This is a genomic window from Actinomadura rugatobispora (assembly GCF_055379765.1).
The window spans coordinates 3,865,244-3,886,782 of sequence record NZ_AP029191.1; the positions used below are offsets into that span (position 1 = coordinate 3,865,244).

Genomic DNA, 21,539 nt, shown 5'->3' on the forward strand with positions numbered 1-21,539 from the left:
GCGGCGCGACCCTCCGGTCACTTCGGCTGTTTCCAGGGCTCGGCGATACCGCCGACGGAGGTGCCCGGCTGGTAGGGCAGGTTGTCCTTGGGCTCGAACGGGTGATGCGAGGCGGCGGTGAAGCCGAAGCACCCCCAGGCGCCGCAGAACTTGTTCGTCTCCAGCCACTTCTTCATCGCGGCGCTGTCGAGCGACTTGGCGCCCTCCGCCGACATTTTGATCATGAGCATGGAGTCGTACGCCTTGCCCCAGAAGCCGCCCGGGTCCTTGCCCAGGTTCTGGCGCACGCCATCGAACAGACCCTGGACGTCCTTGCCCAGCGGCTTCTGCGTCTGCGGCGTGCTGCCGAACGGAATGATCTGCTTGGCGGCCTCGGCGGGCAGGAGGTTGAGCGTGTTGTCCTCACCGATCGCCTGGTTGCCCATGATCCAGCCCTTGTACTGGACCTGCATCAGCGACTTGATGATCGAGGCGAAGTCGGTGGCGGCGGCGGCGCCCGTCACCACGACATCGGCGCTCCGCGCGGCCGTCGCCTGGGCGGTGACGTCCGGGGCCCCGGCCGAGAACTGCTGCGCGCCGAGATACTGGAGCTTGCACGGGGCGCTGCCGATATTGTGCTTGATCGAGGCGTCGGTCTCCGTTCCGAGCGGATTGTTGACGACGATCGTGGCGACCGTCTTCGCGCCGAGCTTGCACGCGTGCGCCAGTTGCGCCTTGCCTTCGGCGTCCTTCCACCACTCGTTGTGGAAGGTGAAGGGGTACTTCTCGGCATTGCCCGCGTCGGTGAGGGCGGACATGTTGATGTTGATCAGCTTGGCCCGGTTGAAGTAGGGCAGCACGGCGCTGGTCGGCCCGGAGAGATAGGGCCCGACGATGACGTCGACCTTCTCCTTCTGGATGAGCTTCTGCGCGGCGGGCACCGCGGTCGCCGGGGTGGCGCCGTCCTCCAGCCGGACGTACTCGATGGGCCGGCCGAGGATCGTCGGGTTCTTCTTCTTGAAGAACTCGAAGCCCTCGTTGTACCCCTCGGTGATCGACTTGAGCGCGCCGACGCTCGACAGCAGGACGCCGACCCTGATCGGCTTGCCGTCGTCGCCCCCCTGCCCGCCGGTGGACGCCCCGCCGCCGCACGCCGCCGTCGCGGTGAGGAGGAGTGCGGTGAGGGCTGTCATGAACAGGGGTGGTCGAGGGCGTGAACCGGTGAGCCTCACGCTGCCTCCCAGGAGGTCGATGGGTCGCGTCGGCCGATGATGGCTGATTTCTGCATCGATATCAATATTGAGTACAAGATGTAGTGTCGCCGACACGCTGGGTGCCGTCCCGCGGAGGGGGCCGATACCGCCGCAGGTGACGCCCCGGACCACCCCGGGAGGCGGCCGGGCGGCGCGGGCCCGGCCGCGCGCCGGGACCGTGACTTTCGCCATGACTTCGGGTTCACTGCCGCGGAGGAGCGACCGTTAACGTGGGTTCGCGTTCCGGCGCAGTCTGAAGGAAGGGGCACGATGGCCGAGAGAGAGAAGCGGGCACGGCGGCCGAACGCGGCGTCGAAACGACCGCATGCCCGATCCTCATCTCAGGCCGACCCGACGCCGCGTTCCCCCAAAGGGGCCCGCACGAGGGCACGCCTTCTCGAAGCGGCGAAGCGGGTGTTCGAGCGCGACGGCTTCCTGGACGCGCGCATCGCGGACATCGCCGACGAGGCGTCGATGTCGCACGGTTCCTTCTACCACTACTTCAATTCCAAGGAGCACATCTTCCGCGAGGTGGCCGAGCAGCAGGAGGTGAGCCTGCTGTCGTTCGTCACGGGCGAGGACGGGCCCCTCGACCCGATCGAGCGGATCCGCGCCGCCAACCGCGCGTACCTGACCGCCTACATCGAGTCCGCCGAGATCATGAAGGTGATCGAGGAGGTCTCCCGGTACGACGACGAGGTGCGGGCCGCCCGCGCCGCCCGCGACGACGAGTTCGCCTCCCGGCTGGAGCGCTCGATCCGGCGGCTCCAGAAGGAGGGCGTGGCCGACGCGCGGGTGGACCCCTGGTACGCGGCCAACATCCTCGGCGGCATGGTCGCCAAGTTCGCCGAGATGTACGTCCGGCAGGGCACCTACGAGCTCGAGAAGGCCCTCGACCAGCTGACGCTGCTCTGGGGAAACGCGATCGGCTCCCCCTCGCCGCCGTCCTGAGCCCCGCGCCCCCGTGCTCCCGGACCGCGTGACCCCATGACCCCATGACCGCGTGACCGCGCGGGGTCACGGGCGGCCGGGCTTGTGAACTTGTGACCGCGCCGGGGTTTCGGTCGTTCCGGGCGGTCCGGGCCGACGGGTCGGTGGCGGTCCGCGCGCACCCGGCACGGACTCGGAGACGGAGCGGGTCGGAACGGGCGCAAATTTGGTATTGATGTCAAAATTGAAAGCCTGCTACGTTCGGCCGGAACACGGAGGTTCCGGTTGATCGAGTTGCTGAACATCGTGCTACGCGCCGTGCAGACCGGCGCGATCTACGCGAGCATCGCCGTCGGGCTCAATCTCACGATCGGCGCGACGCGCATCTTCAACTTCGCGCACGGCGAGGCCGTCATGATCGGGGCGATGCTCGGCGTCATCCTGTGGTCGTCGGCCGGCCTGCCGGTCGTGCTCGCGGCGGCCGTGGCCGTCGCGGCGGCGGCGCTGTTCGGCGCGGTCACCGACCGCGTCGCCGTCCGGCCCCTCGGAGAGCGGGCGCACACCACGGCGATCGTGTCCACCCTCGCGATCGCCCTGCTCCTGACCTCGGGTTTCACCGAGGTGATCGTGCAGGGGTCGACGGGGACCGACACCCGCAGGTTCGACAGCTTCCTGCCCTGGACCGAGACGTACTCGATCGGCGGCGTGTTCATCACGCCCGATCGGCTGTTCCCCATCGTGGTGCTCGGTCTGATGCTGCTGTTCGTCCGGTGGTTCACGAAGTCGACGGCCCCCGGCCGGTCGCTCGGGGCGCTGGCCGACGACCGGGAGGCCGCCGCCATGCGCGGGATCCCCGTCCGGTCGCTCCAGACGATGGCGTTCGCGGTCGGCGCGGCGCTGGCGGCGATCGCCGGGTTCGCCGCCGGGCCCGTCACCCAGGCGAGCGTCGCCATGGGCGCCGCGCTGACGATCAAGGGCTTCGTGGCCGCCGCGATCGGCGGCATGCCGAGGATCTCGGGCGCCGTCGCGGGCGGGATGGCCCTCGGCGCAGTGGAACAGTTCACCGTCGGCTATCTAGACACAGGACTCCAGGACCCCATCGTGCTCATCGCGCTGGTCGCTCTGCTCTATGTCCGTCCCCAGGGCATCCTGGGCCAGTCCTACCGGGTCGTCTGATGGCGATGAACGTGCTGGGGCGGATCTCGATCGCCCGGACGATCCTCGTCCCCCTCGCCATCATCCTGGCCACGCCGGTCTTCTTCGACTCCTTCCGGCTCACGACCCTGACGACCGCGGCGACGTACTTCATCACCGCGCTCGGCTTCAACATCGTGTTCGGGTACGCGGGCACGATCTCGTTCGGGCACGCGGCGTTCGCGCTTCTGGGCGCCTACACGGTCGCGCTCGGGCAGTACCACTGGGAGTGGTCGTTCGGCGTCGGCGCGGTCGTCGCGACGCTGCTGTGCGTGGTGGTCGGCGTCGTGACGTCGGTGCCGTCGCTGCGGATGGCGCCCTTCGCGATCGCGGTCATCACGCTGCTCTACCTCGCGGCGCTCAACTCGTCGATCCAGTACTTCAAGAGCTTCACGCTGGGCGGTGACGGCGTCCCGGCGTTCCCCGCCGAGCTCGGCACGGCACAGCAGTGGTACCTGGTGACCGCGGTCGCCGCGGTGGCGTGGCTGTTCTGCCGCAACCTCATCAAGAGCCCGCTCGGCCGCTCGTGGGAGATCGGACGGGTCGCGCCCGAGCTGGCGGAGTCCCTCGGCGTCAACGTCCCCCGCACGAAGCTCGCCGCCGTCGGGATCTCCTCGGGGCTCGCGGGCCTGGCGGGCGCGATGTGGCCGATCCTCAACGGCTTCACCAGCGTCGAGACGTTCACGCTCAGCTACGCGATCCTCATCCTCGTCATCGTGGTGGTCGGCGGCCAGGCGTCGGTGAACGGGCCGGTGGCGGGCTCGATCATCGTCGCCGCGATCACGCTCGGCCTGAACGAGAAGTTCGCCTCGGGCGGGACGGTCTCCTCGCTGGCCTATGCCGTCATCGTCCTCGCCGTGGTCCTGCTGGCCCCGGGCGGGACGGTCGAGCTCGTCAACCGGCTGTGGAGCATGCTGGCGGGCCGGTTCCGGCGGCCGCCGGAAGGCGCCGCGGCCGAGGCGGCCGAGGAGGCACCGGTCGAGGAGCTCATCGAGCGGACGATGCCCGAGACCGCGGGTGCGACGCTGGAGGCGAAGGGCGTCTCGTGGAACGTCGGGGCGGCGCGGATCCTCGACGACGTCTCGCTGGTCGCCCGCCCCGGCACGGTGCACGGGCTGATCGGGCCGAACGGGGCGGGCAAGACGAGCCTGCTGAACTGCGTCTGCGGCTACCTGGAGCCCTCGGCCGGCTCGCTCACGATCGCCGGCCGGCCGCTGACGGGGAAGCCGTCCAAGCGCAGCCGGTCGGGGCTGTCGCGGACCTTCCAGCACCCCGCGCTGCTCGATCACCACACCGTCCTCGAGAACCTCATGCCCGGCATCGACTCGCACCGGCGGGCGACCTACGCCGAGTACCTGTTCCGCCTGCCCCGGGCCGTCCGCGAGCGGCGCGCGATGCGCGAGGAGACCGAGCGGTGGCTCGAGGTGGTCGGCCTCGGCGGGGTGCGCGACCACGAGGCGCGCACGCTCGGGCCCGGCCAGCGCCGCCAGCTCGAGATCGCGCGCGCCCTCGCGACCCGGCCGCAGGTCCTGCTCCTGGACGAACCGGCGGCCGGGCTGACGGTCGCGGAGCTCCGGACCGTCGAACGGATCATCCGGGCCGTCGCCGACCGCGGTGTCACGGTGATCCTCATCGAGCATCATTTCGACCTGGTGCTGCGCGTCTGCGACGAGGTGACCGTCCTCGACGCGGGCCGGGTGATCTTCCGGGGGACGCCGTCCGGCGCGGCGCGCGACGAGACGGTCGTCGAGGCCTACCTCGGCACGGACTCCACGGGCCACGAGACGATGAAGGATGCCCACTGATGCGGTTGCGAGCCTGGAAGAAGGCCCCTCCGACCCTCCCCGAGGGGGGCGCGTCGCTGGTCGTCGAGCGGCTCGTGGCCGGCTACGGCGCCGACGTGCTCCATGAGGTCGGCCTGGAGGTCGCCCCGGGGGAGATCGTCGCGCTGCTCGGCGCGAACGGCGCGGGCAAGTCGACACTGGCGAAGTCGATCATCGGCCAGCTGCGTCCCGGCTCCGGCCGGATCACCCTGGACGGGCACGACATCACCGGGCGCCCCACCGGCGAGATCATGAGGCGGGGGGTGGCGCTGGTGCCGGAGGGGCGCCGGGTCTTCGCCCGCCAGACGATCGTCGAGAACCTCCTCATCGCGGCCTGGGTCCGCCGCCACGAGTCCGACGCGGTCCAGCGCGACATCGAGGAGCTGCTCCGCCGCTTCCCGATCCTCGGCGAGCGGCGGTCCGCCTACGCCAGCTCGCTGTCGGGCGGGGAGGCGCAGCTGCTCGCCATCGCGATGGCGCTGGTGGTGCGCCCCCGCCTCATCGTCTTCGACGAGCCGTCGCTGGGCCTGTCACCGATCGCCGTCGAGCGCATGGGCGAGGAGATCGCCGCGCTCGGGGCGGCCGGCACGTCCGTGCTGCTGATCGAGCAGAACGCCAGGACGGCCCTGCGGATCGCCGCGCGGGCCTACGTCCTGGAACGCGGCCGCGTGCAGGTGTCCGGCACGTCGGACGAGCTGCGGGCGAACGACGAGGTCCAGGCCGCCTACCTCCGCCTGTAGCCGGCGGCTTGCGAAGGGGCCCGGTGCCCACCGGGCCCCTTCCGGCATAACGGGTATTGTTGCTGGTAAGGACCTATCCGCTAGACGAGCGACGACGGTCTCCACGTAGCGCACGCGGGCGAGGCCGGTCATCGGGCGTGGCCGTCAAGGACCTCACCGGGCCCTGCCGGCCACCTCTTGATCATGCCGGTGCGCCATGGACGCCGGGCGCTGCCCAGAGATGCCCGGGTGACTGGCATGAAGGTTCCCGCAGGGCCGATCCACTGGCCGCAATCGATCCGCGGGCAGCTGACGATCATCGCGGTCGTCGTGGCGACGCTGCTGTTCGTCCCGGCCTGCCTGGCCAGCGCGGTGCTGGCCAGGAACGTGCTGGCCGGCAGCACCTGGCGCCACCTGCGGAGCACCGCCGCGACGACCGCGACCGCGGTACGGCAGGGCGCGGTGGCCGGAACGACCGCCGGCACGGGAGCCGGGGCGGAGGCGGGTTCGGTGGTGCCGCACGTGCCGAAGACCGACCTGGTCCAGGTGGTGGCGCCCGGCCGGAGGGTCATCGCCGCCTCGCCCGCCGCCCGCGGGCGGCCGCCGATCGCCACCGCGTGGCCGACGGCGGTCCGGCCCTGGATGAACGTCCGGGTCTGCGGACGGGGCCAGGGCGGGTGCCTGCGGATCTCGGCCGAACGCGTGTGGCCCGCCGCCGGTTCGCCCGTGGTGTATGCCGGCAGGCGCGCCCCCAGCGGCCTGACCGTCGGAACGTTCGACACGCTCTTCGCGCTCCAGGCCCTCGCGCTGATCGGCCTGGCGGGATGGGGAACGTGGAAGATCACCGACCGGGTGCTGCGCCCCGTGCAGGCCATCAGCGGCGCCCTGGGCAGGATCAACGTCAACCACCTGACCGACCGGGTTCCCGATCCCGGGACGCGGAACGAGGTCGCCCAGCTCGCCCGGACCGTCAACGCCACCCTGGGAAGGCTGGAGCACGCCGTGCAGCGGCAACGGCAGTTCACCGCCGACGCCTCGCACGAACTGCGCACCCCGCTGGCCGGCCTGCGCGTCCAGCTCGAGGAGGCGCGGCTGCACCCGGAGGACACCGACCTGGCTCCGCTGCTCGACCGCACGCTGAGCGACCTGGACCGGATCCAGTCCATCATCGCCGACATGCTCCTGCTGGCCCGCGTCGAAGCCGGCACGGCCCAGACCGCGGAGCCGCTCGACCTCACCGAACTCGCCCGCCGGCACCTGTCGGGGCGTCCGGGGGAACCGGTGGAATCGTCCCTGGAACCCGCCGTGATGATCAACGCCTCGCCGGAACTGGTCGACCGGGTCCTGGGCAACCTGCTCGACAACGCCCACCGGCACGCGCACCACCAGGTGCGCCTCAAGGTCAGCCACGACTCGGGCAGCGCCGAACTGCGCGTCTGCGACGACGGCGACGGCATCCCGAGCGCCGACCGGGACAGAGTCTTCCAGCGGTTCGCCCGGCTCGACAGCGCCCGCAGCCGCCACCACGGAGGCACCGGTCTGGGCCTGGCCATCGCCCGCGACATCGCCCACGCCCACCAGGGCACCCTCACCGTCGAGGACTCCCCGCTGGGCGGGGCATGCCTGGTCCTGCGCCTCCCCCTCGGCCCGCTCCCCGACGGCCGGCGCCCCTGACGGGCGCCCCTGTCAGGCGCCCGGGGCGAGCTCCCGCAGGATGGCCTGCCCGGCCGCGCGGTGCTCGGCGGCCGCGGGCGGGTCCGTCTCGTCGAGGACGGCGGCGACTCCCTCGTGTGCCAGCGCCTCCGCGTACCTGTACCCCAGGCGCGGGGCCAGCTCCAGCGCCTGCCGGTGCAGCCGCAGGGCCTCGCCGGGAAGGCCGGCCAGCCGGCAGGTCTCGGCGTAGCCGTCCAGGAAATGGATCTTCCAGTGTTCCTCGAACAGCTCGTCCAGCAGGGCGAACGCCCGCCGGTGGCCGGCGAGCGCCTCCTCGTACCGGCCCGTCCGCCGCAGCGCGACGCCCAGGCAGTTGAGGCACCACGCCTCGTTGTGCCTGTGCCCGTCCTCGCGGGCCAGCGCGAGCGCCTGCTCCAGGTGCGCCATCGCCGCCTCGGGCTCCTCGTCGGCGATGGCCACGCCGAGGGTGATCCGGGCCGTCAGTGTGGGCGGCCAGGCGGGATCGGCGTGCGGAACGTCCAGCGCCTCGCGGGCCAGCCGCGCCGCCTCCTCGCGGTGTCCCAGCTGCAGCATCGCCCACGCCTCGTACGCCGTCGCGTGGGCCGCGCCCATCGGGCAGCCGGCGTCCGCGTACAGCCTGCCCGCCAGCCGGAAGAGGTCGAGCGGCTCCTCGACGCGGCCCTCGTCCCACCTCAGGTAGCCGCGGCGCATGGTCAGCTCGGCCTCGGATCTGCCGCCCCCCGCCTGGGACACCAGCGGCGCCGCCGCCTCGTACGCGGCGTCCGCCTCCGCCATCCGGCCCGCGTTGTAGCGGGCGAAGCCCAGATCGCTGTGCGCCTCGGCCAGTTGCAGCGGATCGCCCAGGCGCTGCGCGGCGACCAGCGACCGCTCGAAGAGGACGTTCAGGTGCGTCGTGCCGCAGCGCCGCGCGAAGAAGGCCCGCATGAAACGCGGCAGCTCGCACACGTGCGCGTCGGCTCCGGCCGCGACCGCCGCCTCGAAGACGGCCATCAGGTTGGTGTACTCCGTCCCGAACCAGAACAGCGCCGCGTGCTTGCCGGCGAACGCCGGCAGCTCGGCCGGAGGCCGGCCCGCGGAGACCTCCAGGACGGGCGGCAGGTACGACATCGCGGCGTCGGCGGCGGCCGCCGCGTGCACGTAGTAGTCGAGCACCCGGCCCAGCGCCCGCTCCGGCTCCGCCGGCGGGTCCTGCTCGGTGGCGGCGCGGCGCGCGTGCTGGCGGACCAGATCGTGCAGCCGGTAGCGGCCCGCCGCGGGCTGCTGGACGAGGTGCGCGTCGAGCAGGTCCTCCAGCATCTCCCGGGCGGTGCGCAGCGGCACGTCCGCCAGCGCCGCCGCCACGTACTCGTCGAAGGCCGCGACGGGCAGCAGGCCCAGCAGCCGGAAGAAGCGGCGCTGCGCCCGGTCCAGCTGCCGCACGGACATGGCGAACGCCGTGTCGAACTCGGAGGCGCCCTCGGCCATCCGCTCGACGAGGACGCCCACGGTCCAGCCCGGCCGGTGCCGCAGCCGCGCCGCGGCCAGCCGCAGCGCCAGCGGCAGGTGGCCGCACAGCCGCAGCACCTCGGCGGCGGCCTCCGGGTCGCGGGACAGCCGGCCGTCCGGTCCGGCCGGGTCGCCGCTGGCGCGGGCCAGCAGCTCGGCGCTCTCCCGCTCGGTCAGCACGTCCAGCGACACCGGGGGCACCTCGTTCAGGCCCAGCAACCGGTTGCGGCTGGTGATCAGCGCGACGGACGGGCCCGCGCCCGGCAGCAGCGGGCGGACCTGGTCGGCGTCCGCAGCGTTGTCGAGGACCACGACGGCCCGCCGGTGCGCCAGCTCCGACCGCCAGCAGGCGGCCAGCGGCTCGATGCCGCCCTCCTGCGGGATCTTCTCCGACGGCACGTCGAGGGCGGCGAGCAGGGTCCGCAGCGCGGGGTCGGGATCGAGCGGCTCCCGCCCGGCGGTGAACCCGTGCAGGTCGACGTAGAGCTGGGCGTCGGGGTACTCGGCGGCGAGCCGGTGCGCGGCGTGCACCGCCAGGCAGGTCTTGCCGACGCCCGCCATCCCGTCCACGGCGACCACCCGGCTGCCCTCCACCGCGGCGAGCACGGCGGCGAGCTGCTCCTCGCGCCCGGTGAAGTCGGGCACGTCGCGCGGCAGATCGTTGCGGGGTGGACGCGGCGCCCCGGCGGGCGGCGCCGGGGGCTGGACCTGGCGGCTGGTCTTCGGAGGCGCCGGCAGCGGGTTGGAGGCCCGTTCCCACAGGGGGCGCAACGGGCGCGGGTCGCGCTTGAGGAGTCGGCAGAGCGCGATCACCGCCGTCCAGGGCGGCACCGTCTGGCCGCTCAGGTAGCGCGACAGCGACGACGAGCTGAGGCCCGCGTCCCGCGCGAGGGCCCGGACGCCGCGTCCGGACACCTCCTGGAGCAGGCGCAGCCGGGCCGCCAGCTCGTCCTGCGGATCGTCCTTCCCCGTCGGCTGCCGCTGTACGACCACCGTTCCCCCGCCTTCCCGTCCCACCCCGGCGGAGCTTTCCCGGGACGGGTCTTCGCTGCTCAGAGCCGTTGCAGGTGTCCCAGGGCGTCCCACCGCCGTCGTCATGGTAGGCCCCCTCCGGATGTGATGGGGCCACGCCCCCGAGGGGCACCGACCCGGTAGAGGAGAAACCCGATGCAGTCCCGTACGCAGCCTCGTATGCAGAACCCCGCCGTCGTCCTGTCCGGCGCGATGCAGCCCATCCAGGAGATCTTCAAGGCCGTCCACTCCGGTGGGGTGGCGGGCGCGATCCTGGAACTGGTCCACCTGCGGGTCAGCCAGATCAACGGCTGCAGCGCCTGCGTGGACGGCGGCGCCAAGACCGCGCGCAAGGCCGGGGTGAGCGAGGAGCGGCTGGCCACCGTCGCGGCCTGGCGGGAGGCCCCGTACTTCACCGACGAGGAGCGGGCGGCGCTCGCGCTGGCCGAGGCCGCGACCCGGCTGGCCGACCGCGCCGACGCGGTGAACGACGAGATCTGGGACGCCGCCGCCACCCACTTCGACGAGAAGCAGCTCGCCGCGATCGTCCTGATGATCGGCGTCACCAACCTGTTCAACCGGCTCAACGCCACGACCAGGCAGATCGCCGGCGCCTGGGGGTAGGGCAGGACCCGCCCACGCAACGACCAGACGACTCGCAGGCAAGGACGAGGGAGACATCCACCATGAGCGCAGCCCGGAAGACCGCCGCGGCCGGCAAGAAGTTCGACGGCTTCACCGACGACGAACGAGCCGCGATGAAGGAGCACGCCCAGGAGATCAAGAAGACCGCGCGCCGCAGCCCGCGCTCGGCCAAGGCCGACGGGGAGCGCGACGTCCTGGCGAAGATCGCCGAGATGACGGACGAGGACCGGGTCCTCGCCGAGCGGATCCACGCCGTCGTCAAGGCCGCGGCGCCGTCCCTGGTGCCGAGGACCTGGTACGGGATGCCCGCCTACAGCAAGGACGGCAAGGTGCTCTGCTTCTTCCAGAGCGCGCAGAAGTTCAAGGCGAGGTACGCGACGCTGGGCTTCAACGATGTGGCGAGCCTCGACGACGGCGCCATGTGGCCGACCTCCTTCGCCCTGGCGGAGCTGACCCCCGACGTCGAGGCACGGATCGGCGAGCTCATCGCCAGGGCCGCCGGCTGACCGCCGCCCGAACGCCGCGCTCGGCGCCCGCCCGTACGGTCAGGCGCTGAGCGCGGTTGAAGGTTTCAGCCATTGTTTCTGCTGGTATCGCGGGAAAGTCTCAACCGATTAGTTCAACGATACGGTTGAAGCCATGGTTACTGGCATCGAGGCCGCCGACGTCATGAGACTGCTCCCGTCCCGGCCGCGGGTGCTCGCCCTGGGGGAGCCCACCCACGGCGAGGACTCCCTGCTCGTCCTGCGCAACGAGCTCTTCCGGCAGCTCGTCGAGCAGGAGGGCTACCGGTCGATCGCGATCGAGAGCGACTGCATGATGGGCCTGGTCGTGGACGACCACGTCACCGCGGGCACGGGCACGCTCGACGAGGTCATGGAGCGCGGATTCAGCCACGGGTTCGGCGCGTCCGCGGCCAACCGCGAGCTCGTGCGCTGGATGCGCGCCTACAACGACGGCCGGCCCGCGTCCGAGCGACTCCGGTTCGCCGGCATCGACGGCCCGTTGGAGATCACCGGCGCCGCCGCCCCACGGGAGGCCCTCACCGCGCTCCACGACTTCCTCGCCGCCCGGGTCGGCGCCGACCTGCTCCCCTGCGACGCGGAAACGCTCGACCGCCTGCTCGGCGCCGACGACCGGTGGACCGAGCCCGACGCGATGATGGACCCGTCCCGGTCCGTGGGGCGGTCGGCCGAGGCCCGGGAGCTGCGACTGCTCGCCGACGATCTGGTGGCGCTGCTGGAGGCGGAGACGCCGCACCTGATCGCGGCGACCTCGCGGGACGAGTGGGACCGGGCGCGCCTGTACGGGCGCACCGCCACCGGCCTGCTGCGCTACCACTACTGGATGGCCGACGCCTCGCCGGGCCGCATGCCGCGGCTGCTGGGCCTGCGGGATTCGATGATGGCGGCCAACCTCCTCGCCGTCGCCGAGCGGGGCCCGGCACTGGTCTTCGCCCACAACGCCCACCTCCAGCGGGACAGGAGCTCGATGCGGTTGGGCGATCTGCGGCTGGAGTGGTGGAGTGCCGGCGCGATCGGTAGCGCCCACCTGGGCGAGGAGTACGCGTTCCTGGCCATGGCCCTCGGCACGATGCGGCGCCAGGGTGTGGACGTTCCGCCCCCGGACACCATCGAGGGACTCCTGTACGCGCTTCCCGAGGACCAATCCGTCGTTGACGTCCACGGACTCGGTGAAACGCGCCTCGTCCCTCGCGTGTCCCCCTACTTCGGCTATGGACCGCTGGACCCGGCCCACCTGGCGAACTACGACGGCATCGTGTTCGTCAAGGACGTCCCGCAGAGCTAGCCCTCATCCTGCGGTGCGGACGGCGGCGGGCGGGGCGGGCGCGATGTTGTGCGTGAGGCCGAAGGTGTTGTCGGGGTCGTAGTGGCGCTTGACGGTGGCCAGCCGGTGGTGGTCGGCGCCGCTGTACGCGTCGGCGGTCCGGGTGGGGTCGTGCAGGAAGTTCAGGAACGCCCGGCCTCCGGAATGCGGGCGCAGGGCGTCGGCCAGGGCCGGGGAGCGGGTGTCGGCGATCACCGACAGGCGGGTGGAGCGGTGGCCCGCCGGTCCGGCGCCGGTGCCGGGACGGCCCATCGCCCCGTCCCAGTGCCGGATCTCCACCGCCGGCCCGTGGGACGGCTCGGCGGCGCGCACGATCGCCGCGATCGCCGCGTCCGGTAGCTCGCCGAGGAGTTCGACCTGGCCGGGGGCGGTGCCGCCCATCGCCGCCTCCGCGTAGGGCAGGACGCGGAAGTCCCCGGTGAGCGCCGGGCCGGCGGCGCGCGTCAGCGGCCGCAGCAGGCGCCGGGCCTGGTCGGCGCTCCCGGCGTACATCGCCTTGAGCTGCAGGACGCGGCGGCCGCGCACGGACGGGTGCGCCTCGGGGGCGTCGGGCATCGGGGTGAGCAGCAGCGCGGTGCTGAGCCGGTCCGGCGCGCCGTCGATCCAGTCGCGGTAGCGGGTCAGGGTCTCGGCGGCGCGTTCGATCGGGAAGCAGGCCGTGCCTGCGAAGACCTGGCCCACCGGGTGCAGCCGGAACTCCATCGCGGTGACCACGCCGAAGTTGCCCCCGCCGCCGCGCAGCGCCCAGTACAGGTCGGGGTGGCTGCCGGGGGACGCGGTCACGATCCGCCCGTCGGCCGTGACGACCCGGGCGCGCAGCAGGCTGTCGGCGGCGAAGCCGTGCGCGCGAGAGAGCCAGCCCAGGCCGCCGCCCAGGGTGTAGCCGGTCACGCCGACGCCGGCGTGCGAGCCCGACAGGCCGGCCAGGCCGAACGGCGCGGCGGCCGCGAGGACCTGCCCCCACACGGCGCCGGGGCCGACGCGGGCGAGGCGCCGGTGCGGGTCGACGAGCACTCCGGCCATCCGGGAGGTCCTCAGCAGCAGGCCGCCGTCGCAGGGGACGTGGGTGCCGTGCCCGGTGGCCTGCACCGTCAGCCCCATTCCGGCGTCGCGGGCGGCCAGGACCGCGGCCCGTACGTCGTCCGCCCCGGTCGCCTCGGCGACCAGTGCGGGGCGCGGGTCGATCGGCGCGAACGGGGTGCCGCGGAGTTCGTCGTAGCCGGTCTCTCCGGGCAGATGCACGGCGCCGGCGAAGGCCGCGCGCACCTCGCGGACGGCGGTGGAGGTGGAGTTCATGGCGGCCAGGCTATGGTCACGAATATTGATAGTCAATCATCGTGACTATTCTCCTCCGTCATCGTCGCGCCAGCCGCGCTGGCGGTCGGTGATCCGCTGAAGGGTCCGCTTGAAGTCGGTGTAGCCGTCGGCCCCCAGCGCCTCCCGATGGCGCCGCTCGATGCCGGCGAGGATGGCGCGGGCGGTCTCGATCTCATCCCTTCCGTGGTCGGTGGGGACGATGAGCTTGGCGCGCCGGTCGGCGGGGTCGGGCTGCCGGGAGACGTAGCCGAGCTTGACGAGCTCGTCGACGATCGTGCCGACGATCTGCTTGTGCTGGCCGGAGCGTTCGGCCAGCTCGGTGGCCCGCAGCCCGCCCGCGTGGAGGTGGGCCAGGACCGTGCCGTGCCGGGGCCGGACGTCGGGGTGGCCGCCCTCGGCCAGCCGCTGGAACAGCTCGTCCTGGATCGCGCGCATCAGCTGGCCGGTCAGTACGCCCAGGTCGAGCAGGGTGTCGCTTGTCATGCGGGAACTCCTGGGGGAAATTAGTCAAGCTTCTTGACGATCAATGACTGTGACTATATCGTTCTGGTCAGTTGATCGCCACCGACCTCGGGAAGGCCCCATCATGCGCAAGATCATCGCTTCCACCTACAGCACCGTCGACGGCTTCATCGACAACCCGCACGAGTGGTCGCTGCAGTACAACAGCCCCGACGCCATGGCCTACGCCTTCGAGATGACCACCGGCTGCGACGCCCTGCTGCTCGGCCGCGTCACCTACGAGGGCATGGCCCAGGCCTGGCCCCACATGGGCGGCAACCCCTACGCCGACCACGTCAACGACACGATGACCAAGTACGTCGTGGCCTCGCGGCCGGTCGACACCTCCGCCTGGAACCCCACCGTCGCGATCGACGGCACCGACCTGGCCGGCCAGATCACCGACCTCAAGAAGCAGGACGGCGGCGACATCCTGATCTGGGGCAGCGGCCGCCTCACCGACGGGCTGGCCGCCCACGGCCTGCTGGACGAGTACCGGGTCTGGATCTACCCCGTCCTCAAGGGCGAGGGCGAGCCGCTGTTCCGTCCCGGCAGCGTCACCGGCATCGAGGCGGCCGGCGCCACCACCTTCGAATCCGGCGTCACCGTCCTCACCTACCGCCCCACCGGCGTCTGAACGTGCCCGCGCGCCACGGACCCCTCGCACCCTCCCCCACCGGGGCGCGAGGGGTCAGGCGGCGGCACGGTCGATCGTGGTGCGGAGCGCCTTGAGGGCACCGACGTAGATCTCGGAAAAGGTGGGGAAGGGCTGGATGGTGTCGCGGAGCACCGCCAGCGGGACCCGGGCGCGGATGGCCAGGGTGGCCTGCTGCATCCACTCGCCCGCCTCGGGGCCGAGCGCGTAGGCGCCGGTCAGCCGCTCGCCGTCCGACAGCAGGGTCAGGAATCCGTTGGACTCGGCGTAGGCGCGCGTGTAGGTGGCGCTCTTGGCCACCTCCGACACCGGGACGGTCGCGGTGAACGGGGCTTCGGCCGCACCGACCGCGGCCGCCTGCGGGTCGGTGTAGACGACGTCCGGTATGGCCTCGTAGTTGGCCTCACGCGGTTCGCCGAGAAGGTTCGCGGCGACGACTTCGCCCTGGTACTTGCCCACGTGGGTCAGCAGCCGGATGCCGGTGACGTCGCCGATCGCCCACAGCCGGTCGGCGGCCCGCAGCCGCGCGTCGACCGGGATCCCGTGCCCGTCGGCCTGCACGCCCACCGTTTCCAGGCCGAGCCCGGCGGTGCGCGGGCGCCGTCCGGTGGCCACGAGCACGCGGTCTCCGCGCAGCTCGCCGCCGTCTTCGAGGGACAGGACGTACTCGTCGCCGTCGCGCCGCGCCACGGTCGCGTGCACGCCCAGCAGCAGCTCGACGCCGTCCTCCCGCAGCACCTCGCCGAGCGCCTCGCCCAGCGGCGCCGGTTCGCGGGCGAGCACGTGGGAGGCGCCGTTGACGAGGGCCACTTCGGCGCCCAGGCGCCGCATGGCCTGGGCCATCTCGACGCCGACCGGCCCGCCGCCCAGGATGAGCAGGCGGCGCGGGACGGCCTTCATGCCGGTCGCCTCGCGGCTGGTCCACACGCCGTCGAGTTCGCGCAGGCCCGGGACGGGCGGGATGACCGGATCCGAGCCGGTCGCCAGCACGACATCCCGGGCCGAGTGGTGAACGCCGTCGACCTCGACCACGCCCGTCCCGGCGAGCCTGCCCGTCCCCCGCAGCAGGGCGATGCCCTTGTCGGCCAGCAGGCGCTCCTGCCGGGCGTCGGAGTAGCCGGAGACCATGAAGTCGCGCCAGGCCAGCGCCGCCCCGACGTCGAGCTCGGCGGTGGCCGCCGCGTCGCGCGCGTCGTGCACGGCCTCGCCGGGGCGCAGCAGCGTCTTGGACGGGATGCACGCCCAGTACGAGCACTCGCCCCCGACCAGGGCCCGCTCGACCAGCGCGACGCGCAGGCCGCCGTCGGCCAGTTCGATGACGCAGTGCTCACCCGGTGATCCGCCGCCCACGACGATGGCGTCGTAGTCGGTCACGTGCCCTCGCCCGGTCCGGACGATCCACCGGTGCCGGGGTCGGCGTGCCTGGCGGCCTGCTCGTCCAGCATGTACTGGGCGTACCAGTCGGGCCAGTCCGGATCGGCCTGGCCGATCTCCTTCTCGTGCCTGCCGTGCGCGTCCTCCGCACGGCGCAACGCGGCGGCCAGGTCGGCCGCGGAACCATAGGTCGCTTGCATGCGGTCACTCCCTCTTCGCGCGGGGCGCCTCGCCCGATCACCTGCCCGGCAGGCGCGTGGTGATCTCCTGCAGGTACCAGCCGTTGCCGTCGGGGTCGCTGAACGAGGCGAACGAGCCGTAGCTCGTCCGGTCCGGGGCCAGGCCCGAGGCCCGCTCCCGGGACCCGGCGTGGTGGAACACGCCGCCGGTGTCGTGGAAGACCTCGCTCATCTCGGCGCCGTGGTCGGCCAGCTCGGCGCGGGCCGCCTCGATGTCGTCCACGATCAGGTGGAGGCCGTGCGCCGAGCCCGGCGCGTCCGAGGTGACGCCCGTGCCGAAGATGACCGAGCACGCCGAACCGGGCGGCGTCATCTGCACCACCCGGAAATCGTCACCAGTGGTGACGTCGGCGTCCTCCCGCCAGCCCAGTGCCGTGTAGAAGTCCTTGGCGCGGTCCACATCGGCGACGGGCAGGACCACGACCTCGAGCTTGGTCTCCACCATGTCGGTTCCTTTCCCCCGGTGACGGCTGGCCCGATCCTGACCTCCAACCTCACGCCCCCCATTGCCCGAAGTCGACAAATTTCAGCAAATAATCGGGGAAAGCCTGCGGGAGTGACTCCGTTTCGGCCCGCCTTTACCTGGAATGGCGGTTATTTGCCGGTGCGGGCTTTCATCCGTCGGCGGCGGCGATGAGGGTGGGCACCATGACCAGCGCGACCGCTCCCGGTTCCGTCCACCGCGAACCGGAACTGATCGGGCAGACCGTCGTCGTGATCGGCGGCAGCGCGGGCATCGGGTTCGCGACGGCCCGGCGCGCCCTCGCCGAAGGGGCCGAGGTCGTCATCACCGGCCGCGACCCCGACCGGCTCAAGCAGGCGGCAGAAGACCTCGGAACGCGACGCACCGCCGCCTTCGACGCTCACGACCCGGCTTCCCTGAAGGGCTTCTTCCAGGACCTGCCGGGGCCGATCGACCATGTGATGGTCACGGCGGGCGGCCCGCGCTACGGTCCCCTGCTCGAGATGGACGCGGACCAGGTGCGCGATGCGGTCAGCGACCACCTGGTGCTGGGGCTCGAGGTCGCGCGCAACGCCGCCGCCAAGATCAGGCCCGGGGGCGCGCTGCTGCTCATGGGCGGCACCGGCGGCCGCCGCATCGGCCACGGCCTCGGGATCGCCTCCGCCGCCACCGCCGCGCTGCCCCCGTTCACCGCGGCGCTCGCGCTCGAACTCGCCCCCGTCCGCGTCAACCTCATCGCCGCCGGATTCGTCGACACGCCGCTGTCGGCAGCCCTGCTCGGAGACCGGGTGGAGGAGCGCCGGAACGAGCTGCGGGCGACGCTCCCGATCGGCCGCGTCGTCGGCCCCACCGACGTCGCCGCGCTCGCCGTCCACCTCATGAGCAACACGGCGCTCACCGGCGCGACCTACGACATCGACGGCGGCCAGCAGTTCGTCTAGCGCGGGCCGCCGGTCGGCTCAGGGAACGAGCCCGGCGGCGACGCGTTCGAGGACGGTCGCCGACGGAGGCGGCGGGACGAGCTGCAGCGCGACGTGGTCGGCCCCGGCGGCGCGTTGCTCGTCGAGGCGGGTCCGCAGCGCGGACGGATCGTCCGAGACGGCGAGGGCGTCGACGAGGCGGTCGCCGGTCGTGTCGAGGTCTTCCTCGGAGAAGCCGAACCGGTGGAGGTTCTGCCGGTAGTTCGGCATCCCGAGGCACAGCTGGAGGTAGTGCCGGACGGCCTCGGGCTCCCCGATGGAGACCATCTGCGACGGGGCGATCCACGCGCCGTCGCCGACGGCCTCCCGGGCGGCCGCGGTGTGCGCGACCGGGGCGAAGTAGGTGTGCAGGCCGTCGGTGGCCGAGCCGGCGAGCTCGATCATCCGGGGGCCGAGCGCTCCGAGGAACCGGGGCGGCAGGGTGCGGCGCCCGGCGGCGGCGTCCATGGCGGCGAGGTACTCGCGCATGGCGCTCAGCGGCCGTGCGTACGCGCCGCCGCGCGCTTCGGCGAGGTGCCGGTGGCTCGCGCCGAGTCCGAGCCCGAAGCGTCCGGGGAACGCCTCGTGCAGGGTCGAGGCCGCCGCCACCATCGCCTCGGGGTCGCGCGCGTGGATCGTCGCGACGCCGAGCGCCACGGTGAGCCGGTCGGTCGCCTGCAGGTAGAGCGCGGCGCGTACGAACGGGTCGACGCCGCTGTACTCCTGGAGCCACACCGTCCCGATGCCCGCGTGCTCGACGTCCCGGACGGCGGCGACCGCCTCGGCGACCGGCAGGCGGTCGAGGAACCCGCCCCACAGCCCGACACCGCCGGGCAGCCCGCCGCGCGTGCCGCTCTCGTCGCCCATCCCGACTCCCGCCCTAGGCAGTTTTGTTTTCGACGTCGATATTAGAGCGCCCGCCGATCGCGGCCGCGCCCCGGGGTACGCGCTGCACCACCGCCTTCGCGGAGGGCGGCCCAGGCGTCCGCCACGGGGCCCAAGTGCCCGAGCTTGTCGGGGTTGTTCACCGTCCGGATCGTCTGGATCCGCCCGTCGAGGACGTCGAGCGCCCAGGTGTTGAGGACCTTGCCGTCCCGGTCACGGAAGATCGCGCCCGGCCGGCCGTTCACCTGGTGCGGCTCCACCCGGGCCCCGATGCGGGCGAACAGCGGCACGAGCGCGGCGAGCGCCCGGGCCACGTTCTCGACGCCGGCGAAGCGGTCCGCCCACTGCGGGGCCTTGCCGCCGGCGTCGCCGACCATCTGGACGTCGGCGGCCAGCAGCACGGTCAGCGCGTCGACGTCCCCGTCCCGGAAGGCGTCCAGGAACCGCCCGGCGAGCTCCTCGCGCTCGGCCCGGCCGGCCTCGAACCGGGGACGGCCCGCTTCCATGTGGCGGCGCGCCCGTACCGCGAGCTGGCGGCACGCGGCCTCCGAGCGCCCCACGGCGGAGGCGACCTCGGGGAACCCGAACCCGAACACCTCGCGCAGCACGAAGACCGCGCGTTCGAGCGGACTGAGCCGTTCGAGCAGCAGCAGGGCCGCCATCGACACCGAGTCGGCCAGCTCCGCCGAGCGCTGCGGGTCCTGGTAGAGGTGCGGAACTTTTGGCGTTTGAGTGTTCATGAGTGTCAATGAACGATCAGAAGGTCCCTGCGGGAGGTGTTGCCAGGGAATGCGATCAACGCAAGTCGATTGCATGTTCGAATACTCTTACTTAAAGTGTTCGTCATGTCACGTACCGCTGTTTGTGGTGGAGTGGCCGCCGAGGCGGCCAGCCGCCATGCTCGCAGCCACGAGGACCAGGCCACGGGGAGCGGACTGCGTCCGGTCGCGCCGTCGTTCGTGGTGGCGGGCCCGTCGGGGGTGGCGGTGCGTGACCGTCTCAAGGGCCTCACCGCGGCCGACGAGCGGGTGTTGCGGCGTGCGGGGGCGCATCTGGGGTCGCTGGCGTCCCGGGATCTGAAGCTCCGGTGCGGCGATGGCCTGGATCATGATCCGGGCCGGTGGGCGGCGCGCAAGCGGGAGTTGACGGGGGAGTCGTCGGCGCGGTGGGCCGGGAGCATCACCAAGGCCACCCACGACCAGTGGGCCCTGGCCCGCCGCAGCCAGAGCGCGCACATCCGGGGACTCCAGGCCGGTGTCGGGACGCTGGAACACCGGTTGTCGCTGCTGATCGGCGCCAAGGGCGCCAAGGGTGCGCCGGGCGGGTACCGGTCCCGGCGGGAGTGGTTCGCCAAGTCCCGCCGCCTGGGCGTCCTGCAAGACCGGCTCGCGGCCGCCAAGGCCGACCGCGATGCCGGGATCGTGCACGTCGTCCGGGGCGGTGGGAAACTGGCTCGTGCCCGGCATCATCTGGATGATGCCGGGCTCACCGGGCGGGAGTGGCGGGAGCGGTGGGAGGCCGGACGGTCGTTTCTGCAGGCTGACGGTGAGAGCGGGAAGCGGTTCGGCAACGAGACCCTCCGTGTCACCCCTGATGGTGAGGTGTCGATCCGGCTCCCCGCCCCGCTGGCGCATCTGGCGAATGCTGCGCACGGCCGGTACGTCCTGTCCGCCCGCGTCGCCTTTCAGCATCGGGGCGCCGAGTGGGCCGACCGGATCGAAGCGAACCGGGCGGTGGCCTACCGCATCCACCACGACCCCGACCGGGACCGGGACCGCTGGTACCTCACCGCCTCCTGGCAGCGCGGCCCCGTCCACGCCGTCCCCCTGGACGCCGCACGCGCCCGCGGTGTGATCGGTGTCGACACCAACGCCGACCACTTCGCCGCCTGGCACCTGGACGCCTGCGGCAACCCGGTCGGGGACCCGATGAGGTTCGGCCACGACCTGACCGGCACCGCGTCCCACCGCGACGCCCAAATCCGGCATGCCATCACCCGCCTGCTGCACTGGGCCCGCCGCCGCGGCGTCACGGCCATCGCGGTCGAGGATCTGGACTTCGCGGGCGAGAAGACGCGGGAGAAGCACGGGCGCCGCAAGCAGTTCCGGCAGCTGATCTCCGGCTTTCCCACCGCCAGGCTCAAGGCCCGCCTGGTCTCGATGGCAGCCGGGCACGGTTTGGCGATCGTGGCCGTGGATCCGGCCTACACCAGCAAGTGGGGTGCGCAGCACTGGCAGAAGCCGCTGTGCACTCCTGATCGTGAAATTTCCCGGCACGATGCGGCAAGCATCGCGATCGGGCGACGCGCCCTGGGGCATCCGATCCGGCGACGGACGGCACCGCCCCCGCACGACCGGAGCGATCGTGCGGGGCATCGGACCGCCCAGGCCCGACCGGACGCCTCGGGGCGTGAGGGACCCCGCCGACCCGGCCCGGACCGTGCACGTGATGCACGTCGCCGGACCGGGCAACGAGAACGCGGGGAACCAGCGCATCCAACACCGTTCGGGATGCGCGCAGTTTCGGGACGTGGGCCCAAGACCCACTCCTGAACACTGATGAGG

At 72.5% G+C, this 21,539-nt stretch carries 20 protein-coding genes; 11 read left to right on the forward strand and 9 right to left on the reverse strand.

Annotated elements, in window-relative coordinates:
- Positions 1 to 17 precede the first annotated feature (17 nt).
- Positions 18 to 1,172, reverse strand: coding sequence for an ABC transporter substrate-binding protein (locus ACZ466_RS16555; RefSeq protein WP_378289456.1), 1,155 nt, complete (start codon positions 1,170 to 1,172; stop codon positions 18 to 20).
- 330 nt (positions 1,173 to 1,502) lie between these two features.
- On the opposite strand from ACZ466_RS16555, the gene ACZ466_RS16560 reads away from it, so the two are divergent.
- The 5 genes from ACZ466_RS16560 (at position 1,503) to ACZ466_RS16580 (ending at position 7,572) form a co-directional block, all read left to right on the forward strand.
- Positions 1,503 to 2,183 (forward strand): TetR/AcrR family transcriptional regulator, encoded by a 681-nt coding sequence (locus tag ACZ466_RS16560; RefSeq protein WP_378289454.1) that lies wholly within the window; start codon positions 1,503 to 1,505, stop codon positions 2,181 to 2,183.
- A gap of 264 nt (positions 2,184 to 2,447) precedes the next feature.
- Entirely contained in the window at positions 2,448 to 3,338 is an 891-nt protein-coding gene (locus ACZ466_RS16565) for a branched-chain amino acid ABC transporter permease (RefSeq protein ID WP_378289452.1), read from the forward strand.
- Positions 3,338 to 5,161, forward strand: coding sequence for a branched-chain amino acid ABC transporter ATP-binding protein/permease (locus ACZ466_RS16570; RefSeq protein WP_378289450.1), 1,824 nt, complete (start codon positions 3,338 to 3,340; stop codon positions 5,159 to 5,161). The genes ACZ466_RS16565 and ACZ466_RS16570 overlap by 1 nt, the downstream gene beginning before the upstream one ends.
- Entirely contained in the window at positions 5,161 to 5,919 is a 759-nt protein-coding gene (locus ACZ466_RS16575; protein ID WP_378289448.1) for an ABC transporter ATP-binding protein, read from the forward strand. The genes ACZ466_RS16570 and ACZ466_RS16575 overlap by 1 nt, the downstream gene beginning before the upstream one ends.
- Positions 5,920 to 6,156: 237 nt before the next feature.
- Entirely contained in the window at positions 6,157 to 7,572 is a 1,416-nt protein-coding gene (locus tag ACZ466_RS16580; protein ID WP_378289446.1) for a sensor histidine kinase, read from the forward strand.
- Positions 7,573 to 7,584: 12 nt separating this feature from the next.
- Here the strand turns inward: ACZ466_RS16580 and ACZ466_RS16585 are convergent, their stop codons facing one another.
- Positions 7,585 to 10,071 (reverse strand): tetratricopeptide repeat protein, encoded by a 2,487-nt coding sequence (locus ACZ466_RS16585; protein ID WP_378289444.1) that lies wholly within the window; start codon positions 10,069 to 10,071, stop codon positions 7,585 to 7,587.
- A gap of 174 nt (positions 10,072 to 10,245) precedes the next feature.
- Between ACZ466_RS16585 and ACZ466_RS16590 the strand changes: the two genes are divergently transcribed.
- The 3 genes from ACZ466_RS16590 to ACZ466_RS16600 all read left to right on the forward strand — a co-directional run bounded on the left by ACZ466_RS16590 (position 10,246) and on the right by ACZ466_RS16600 (position 12,543).
- Positions 10,246 to 10,713 (forward strand): carboxymuconolactone decarboxylase family protein, encoded by a 468-nt coding sequence (locus ACZ466_RS16590; RefSeq protein WP_378289442.1) that lies wholly within the window; start codon positions 10,246 to 10,248, stop codon positions 10,711 to 10,713.
- 62 nt (positions 10,714 to 10,775) lie between these two features.
- On the forward strand, positions 10,776 to 11,240 hold the full coding sequence (locus ACZ466_RS16595; RefSeq protein WP_378289440.1) for an iron chaperone: 465 nt from the start codon (positions 10,776 to 10,778) through the stop codon (positions 11,238 to 11,240).
- A 133-nt stretch (positions 11,241 to 11,373) separates the two neighbouring features.
- Positions 11,374 to 12,543 carry an erythromycin esterase family protein gene (locus tag ACZ466_RS16600; protein WP_378289438.1) on the forward strand — a complete coding sequence of 390 codons (1,170 nt, stop codon included), beginning with the start codon at positions 11,374 to 11,376 and terminating at the stop codon, positions 12,541 to 12,543.
- 3 nt (positions 12,544 to 12,546) lie between these two features.
- Here ACZ466_RS16600 and ACZ466_RS16605 read toward each other — a convergent pair whose 3' ends face one another.
- Both ACZ466_RS16605 and ACZ466_RS16610 read right to left on the reverse strand, forming a co-directional pair.
- On the reverse strand, positions 12,547 to 13,878 hold the full coding sequence (locus tag ACZ466_RS16605; protein WP_378289436.1) for an FAD-binding oxidoreductase: 1,332 nt from the start codon (positions 13,876 to 13,878) through the stop codon (positions 12,547 to 12,549).
- 45 nt (positions 13,879 to 13,923) lie between these two features.
- Positions 13,924 to 14,382 carry a MarR family winged helix-turn-helix transcriptional regulator gene (locus ACZ466_RS16610; RefSeq protein ID WP_378289434.1) on the reverse strand — a complete coding sequence of 153 codons (459 nt, stop codon included), beginning with the start codon at positions 14,380 to 14,382 and terminating at the stop codon, positions 13,924 to 13,926.
- 103 nt (positions 14,383 to 14,485) lie between these two features.
- On the opposite strand from ACZ466_RS16610, the gene ACZ466_RS16615 reads away from it, so the two are divergent.
- Positions 14,486 to 15,037 carry a dihydrofolate reductase family protein gene (locus ACZ466_RS16615; RefSeq protein ID WP_378289432.1) on the forward strand — a complete coding sequence of 184 codons (552 nt, stop codon included), beginning with the start codon at positions 14,486 to 14,488 and terminating at the stop codon, positions 15,035 to 15,037.
- A 54-nt stretch (positions 15,038 to 15,091) separates the two neighbouring features.
- Here the strand turns inward: ACZ466_RS16615 and ACZ466_RS16620 are convergent, their stop codons facing one another.
- Genes ACZ466_RS16620 through ACZ466_RS16630 form a run of 3 tightly spaced genes read right to left on the reverse strand, consistent with a single transcriptional unit; the run spans position 15,092 to position 17,113 of the window.
- Positions 15,092 to 16,429: a dihydrolipoyl dehydrogenase family protein gene (locus tag ACZ466_RS16620; RefSeq protein ID WP_378289430.1), complete on the reverse strand. Its 1,338-nt coding sequence runs from the start codon at positions 16,427 to 16,429 to the stop codon at positions 15,092 to 15,094.
- Positions 16,426 to 16,629 carry a hypothetical protein gene (locus ACZ466_RS16625; protein WP_378289428.1) on the reverse strand — a complete coding sequence of 68 codons (204 nt, stop codon included), beginning with the start codon at positions 16,627 to 16,629 and terminating at the stop codon, positions 16,426 to 16,428. Before ACZ466_RS16625 ends, ACZ466_RS16620 begins: the two co-directional genes overlap by 4 nt.
- Positions 16,630 to 16,666: 37 nt before the next feature.
- A complete protein-coding gene (locus ACZ466_RS16630; protein ID WP_378289426.1) occupies positions 16,667 to 17,113 on the reverse strand; it encodes a VOC family protein in 447 nt (148 codons plus the stop codon).
- Between the two features lie 203 nt (positions 17,114 to 17,316).
- Here ACZ466_RS16630 and ACZ466_RS16635 point away from each other — a divergent pair, with 203 nt between their 5' ends.
- On the forward strand, positions 17,317 to 18,072 hold the full coding sequence (locus ACZ466_RS16635) for an SDR family oxidoreductase (protein WP_378289424.1): 756 nt from the start codon (positions 17,317 to 17,319) through the stop codon (positions 18,070 to 18,072).
- An 18-nt stretch (positions 18,073 to 18,090) separates the two neighbouring features.
- Here the strand turns inward: ACZ466_RS16635 and ACZ466_RS16640 are convergent, their stop codons facing one another.
- Positions 18,091 to 18,957: a TIGR03620 family F420-dependent LLM class oxidoreductase gene (locus ACZ466_RS16640; protein ID WP_378289422.1), complete on the reverse strand. Its 867-nt coding sequence runs from the start codon at positions 18,955 to 18,957 to the stop codon at positions 18,091 to 18,093.
- 41 nt (positions 18,958 to 18,998) lie between these two features.
- Positions 18,999 to 19,715 carry a sigma factor-like helix-turn-helix DNA-binding protein gene (locus tag ACZ466_RS16645; protein ID WP_378289420.1) on the reverse strand — a complete coding sequence of 239 codons (717 nt, stop codon included), beginning with the start codon at positions 19,713 to 19,715 and terminating at the stop codon, positions 18,999 to 19,001.
- 132 nt (positions 19,716 to 19,847) lie between these two features.
- On the opposite strand from ACZ466_RS16645, the gene ACZ466_RS16650 reads away from it, so the two are divergent.
- Positions 19,848 to 21,527, forward strand: a complete 1,680-nt coding sequence (locus tag ACZ466_RS16650; RefSeq protein ID WP_464044076.1) for an IS200/IS605 family accessory protein TnpB-related protein — start codon at positions 19,848 to 19,850, stop codon at positions 21,525 to 21,527.
- Positions 21,528 to 21,539 lie beyond the last annotated feature (12 nt).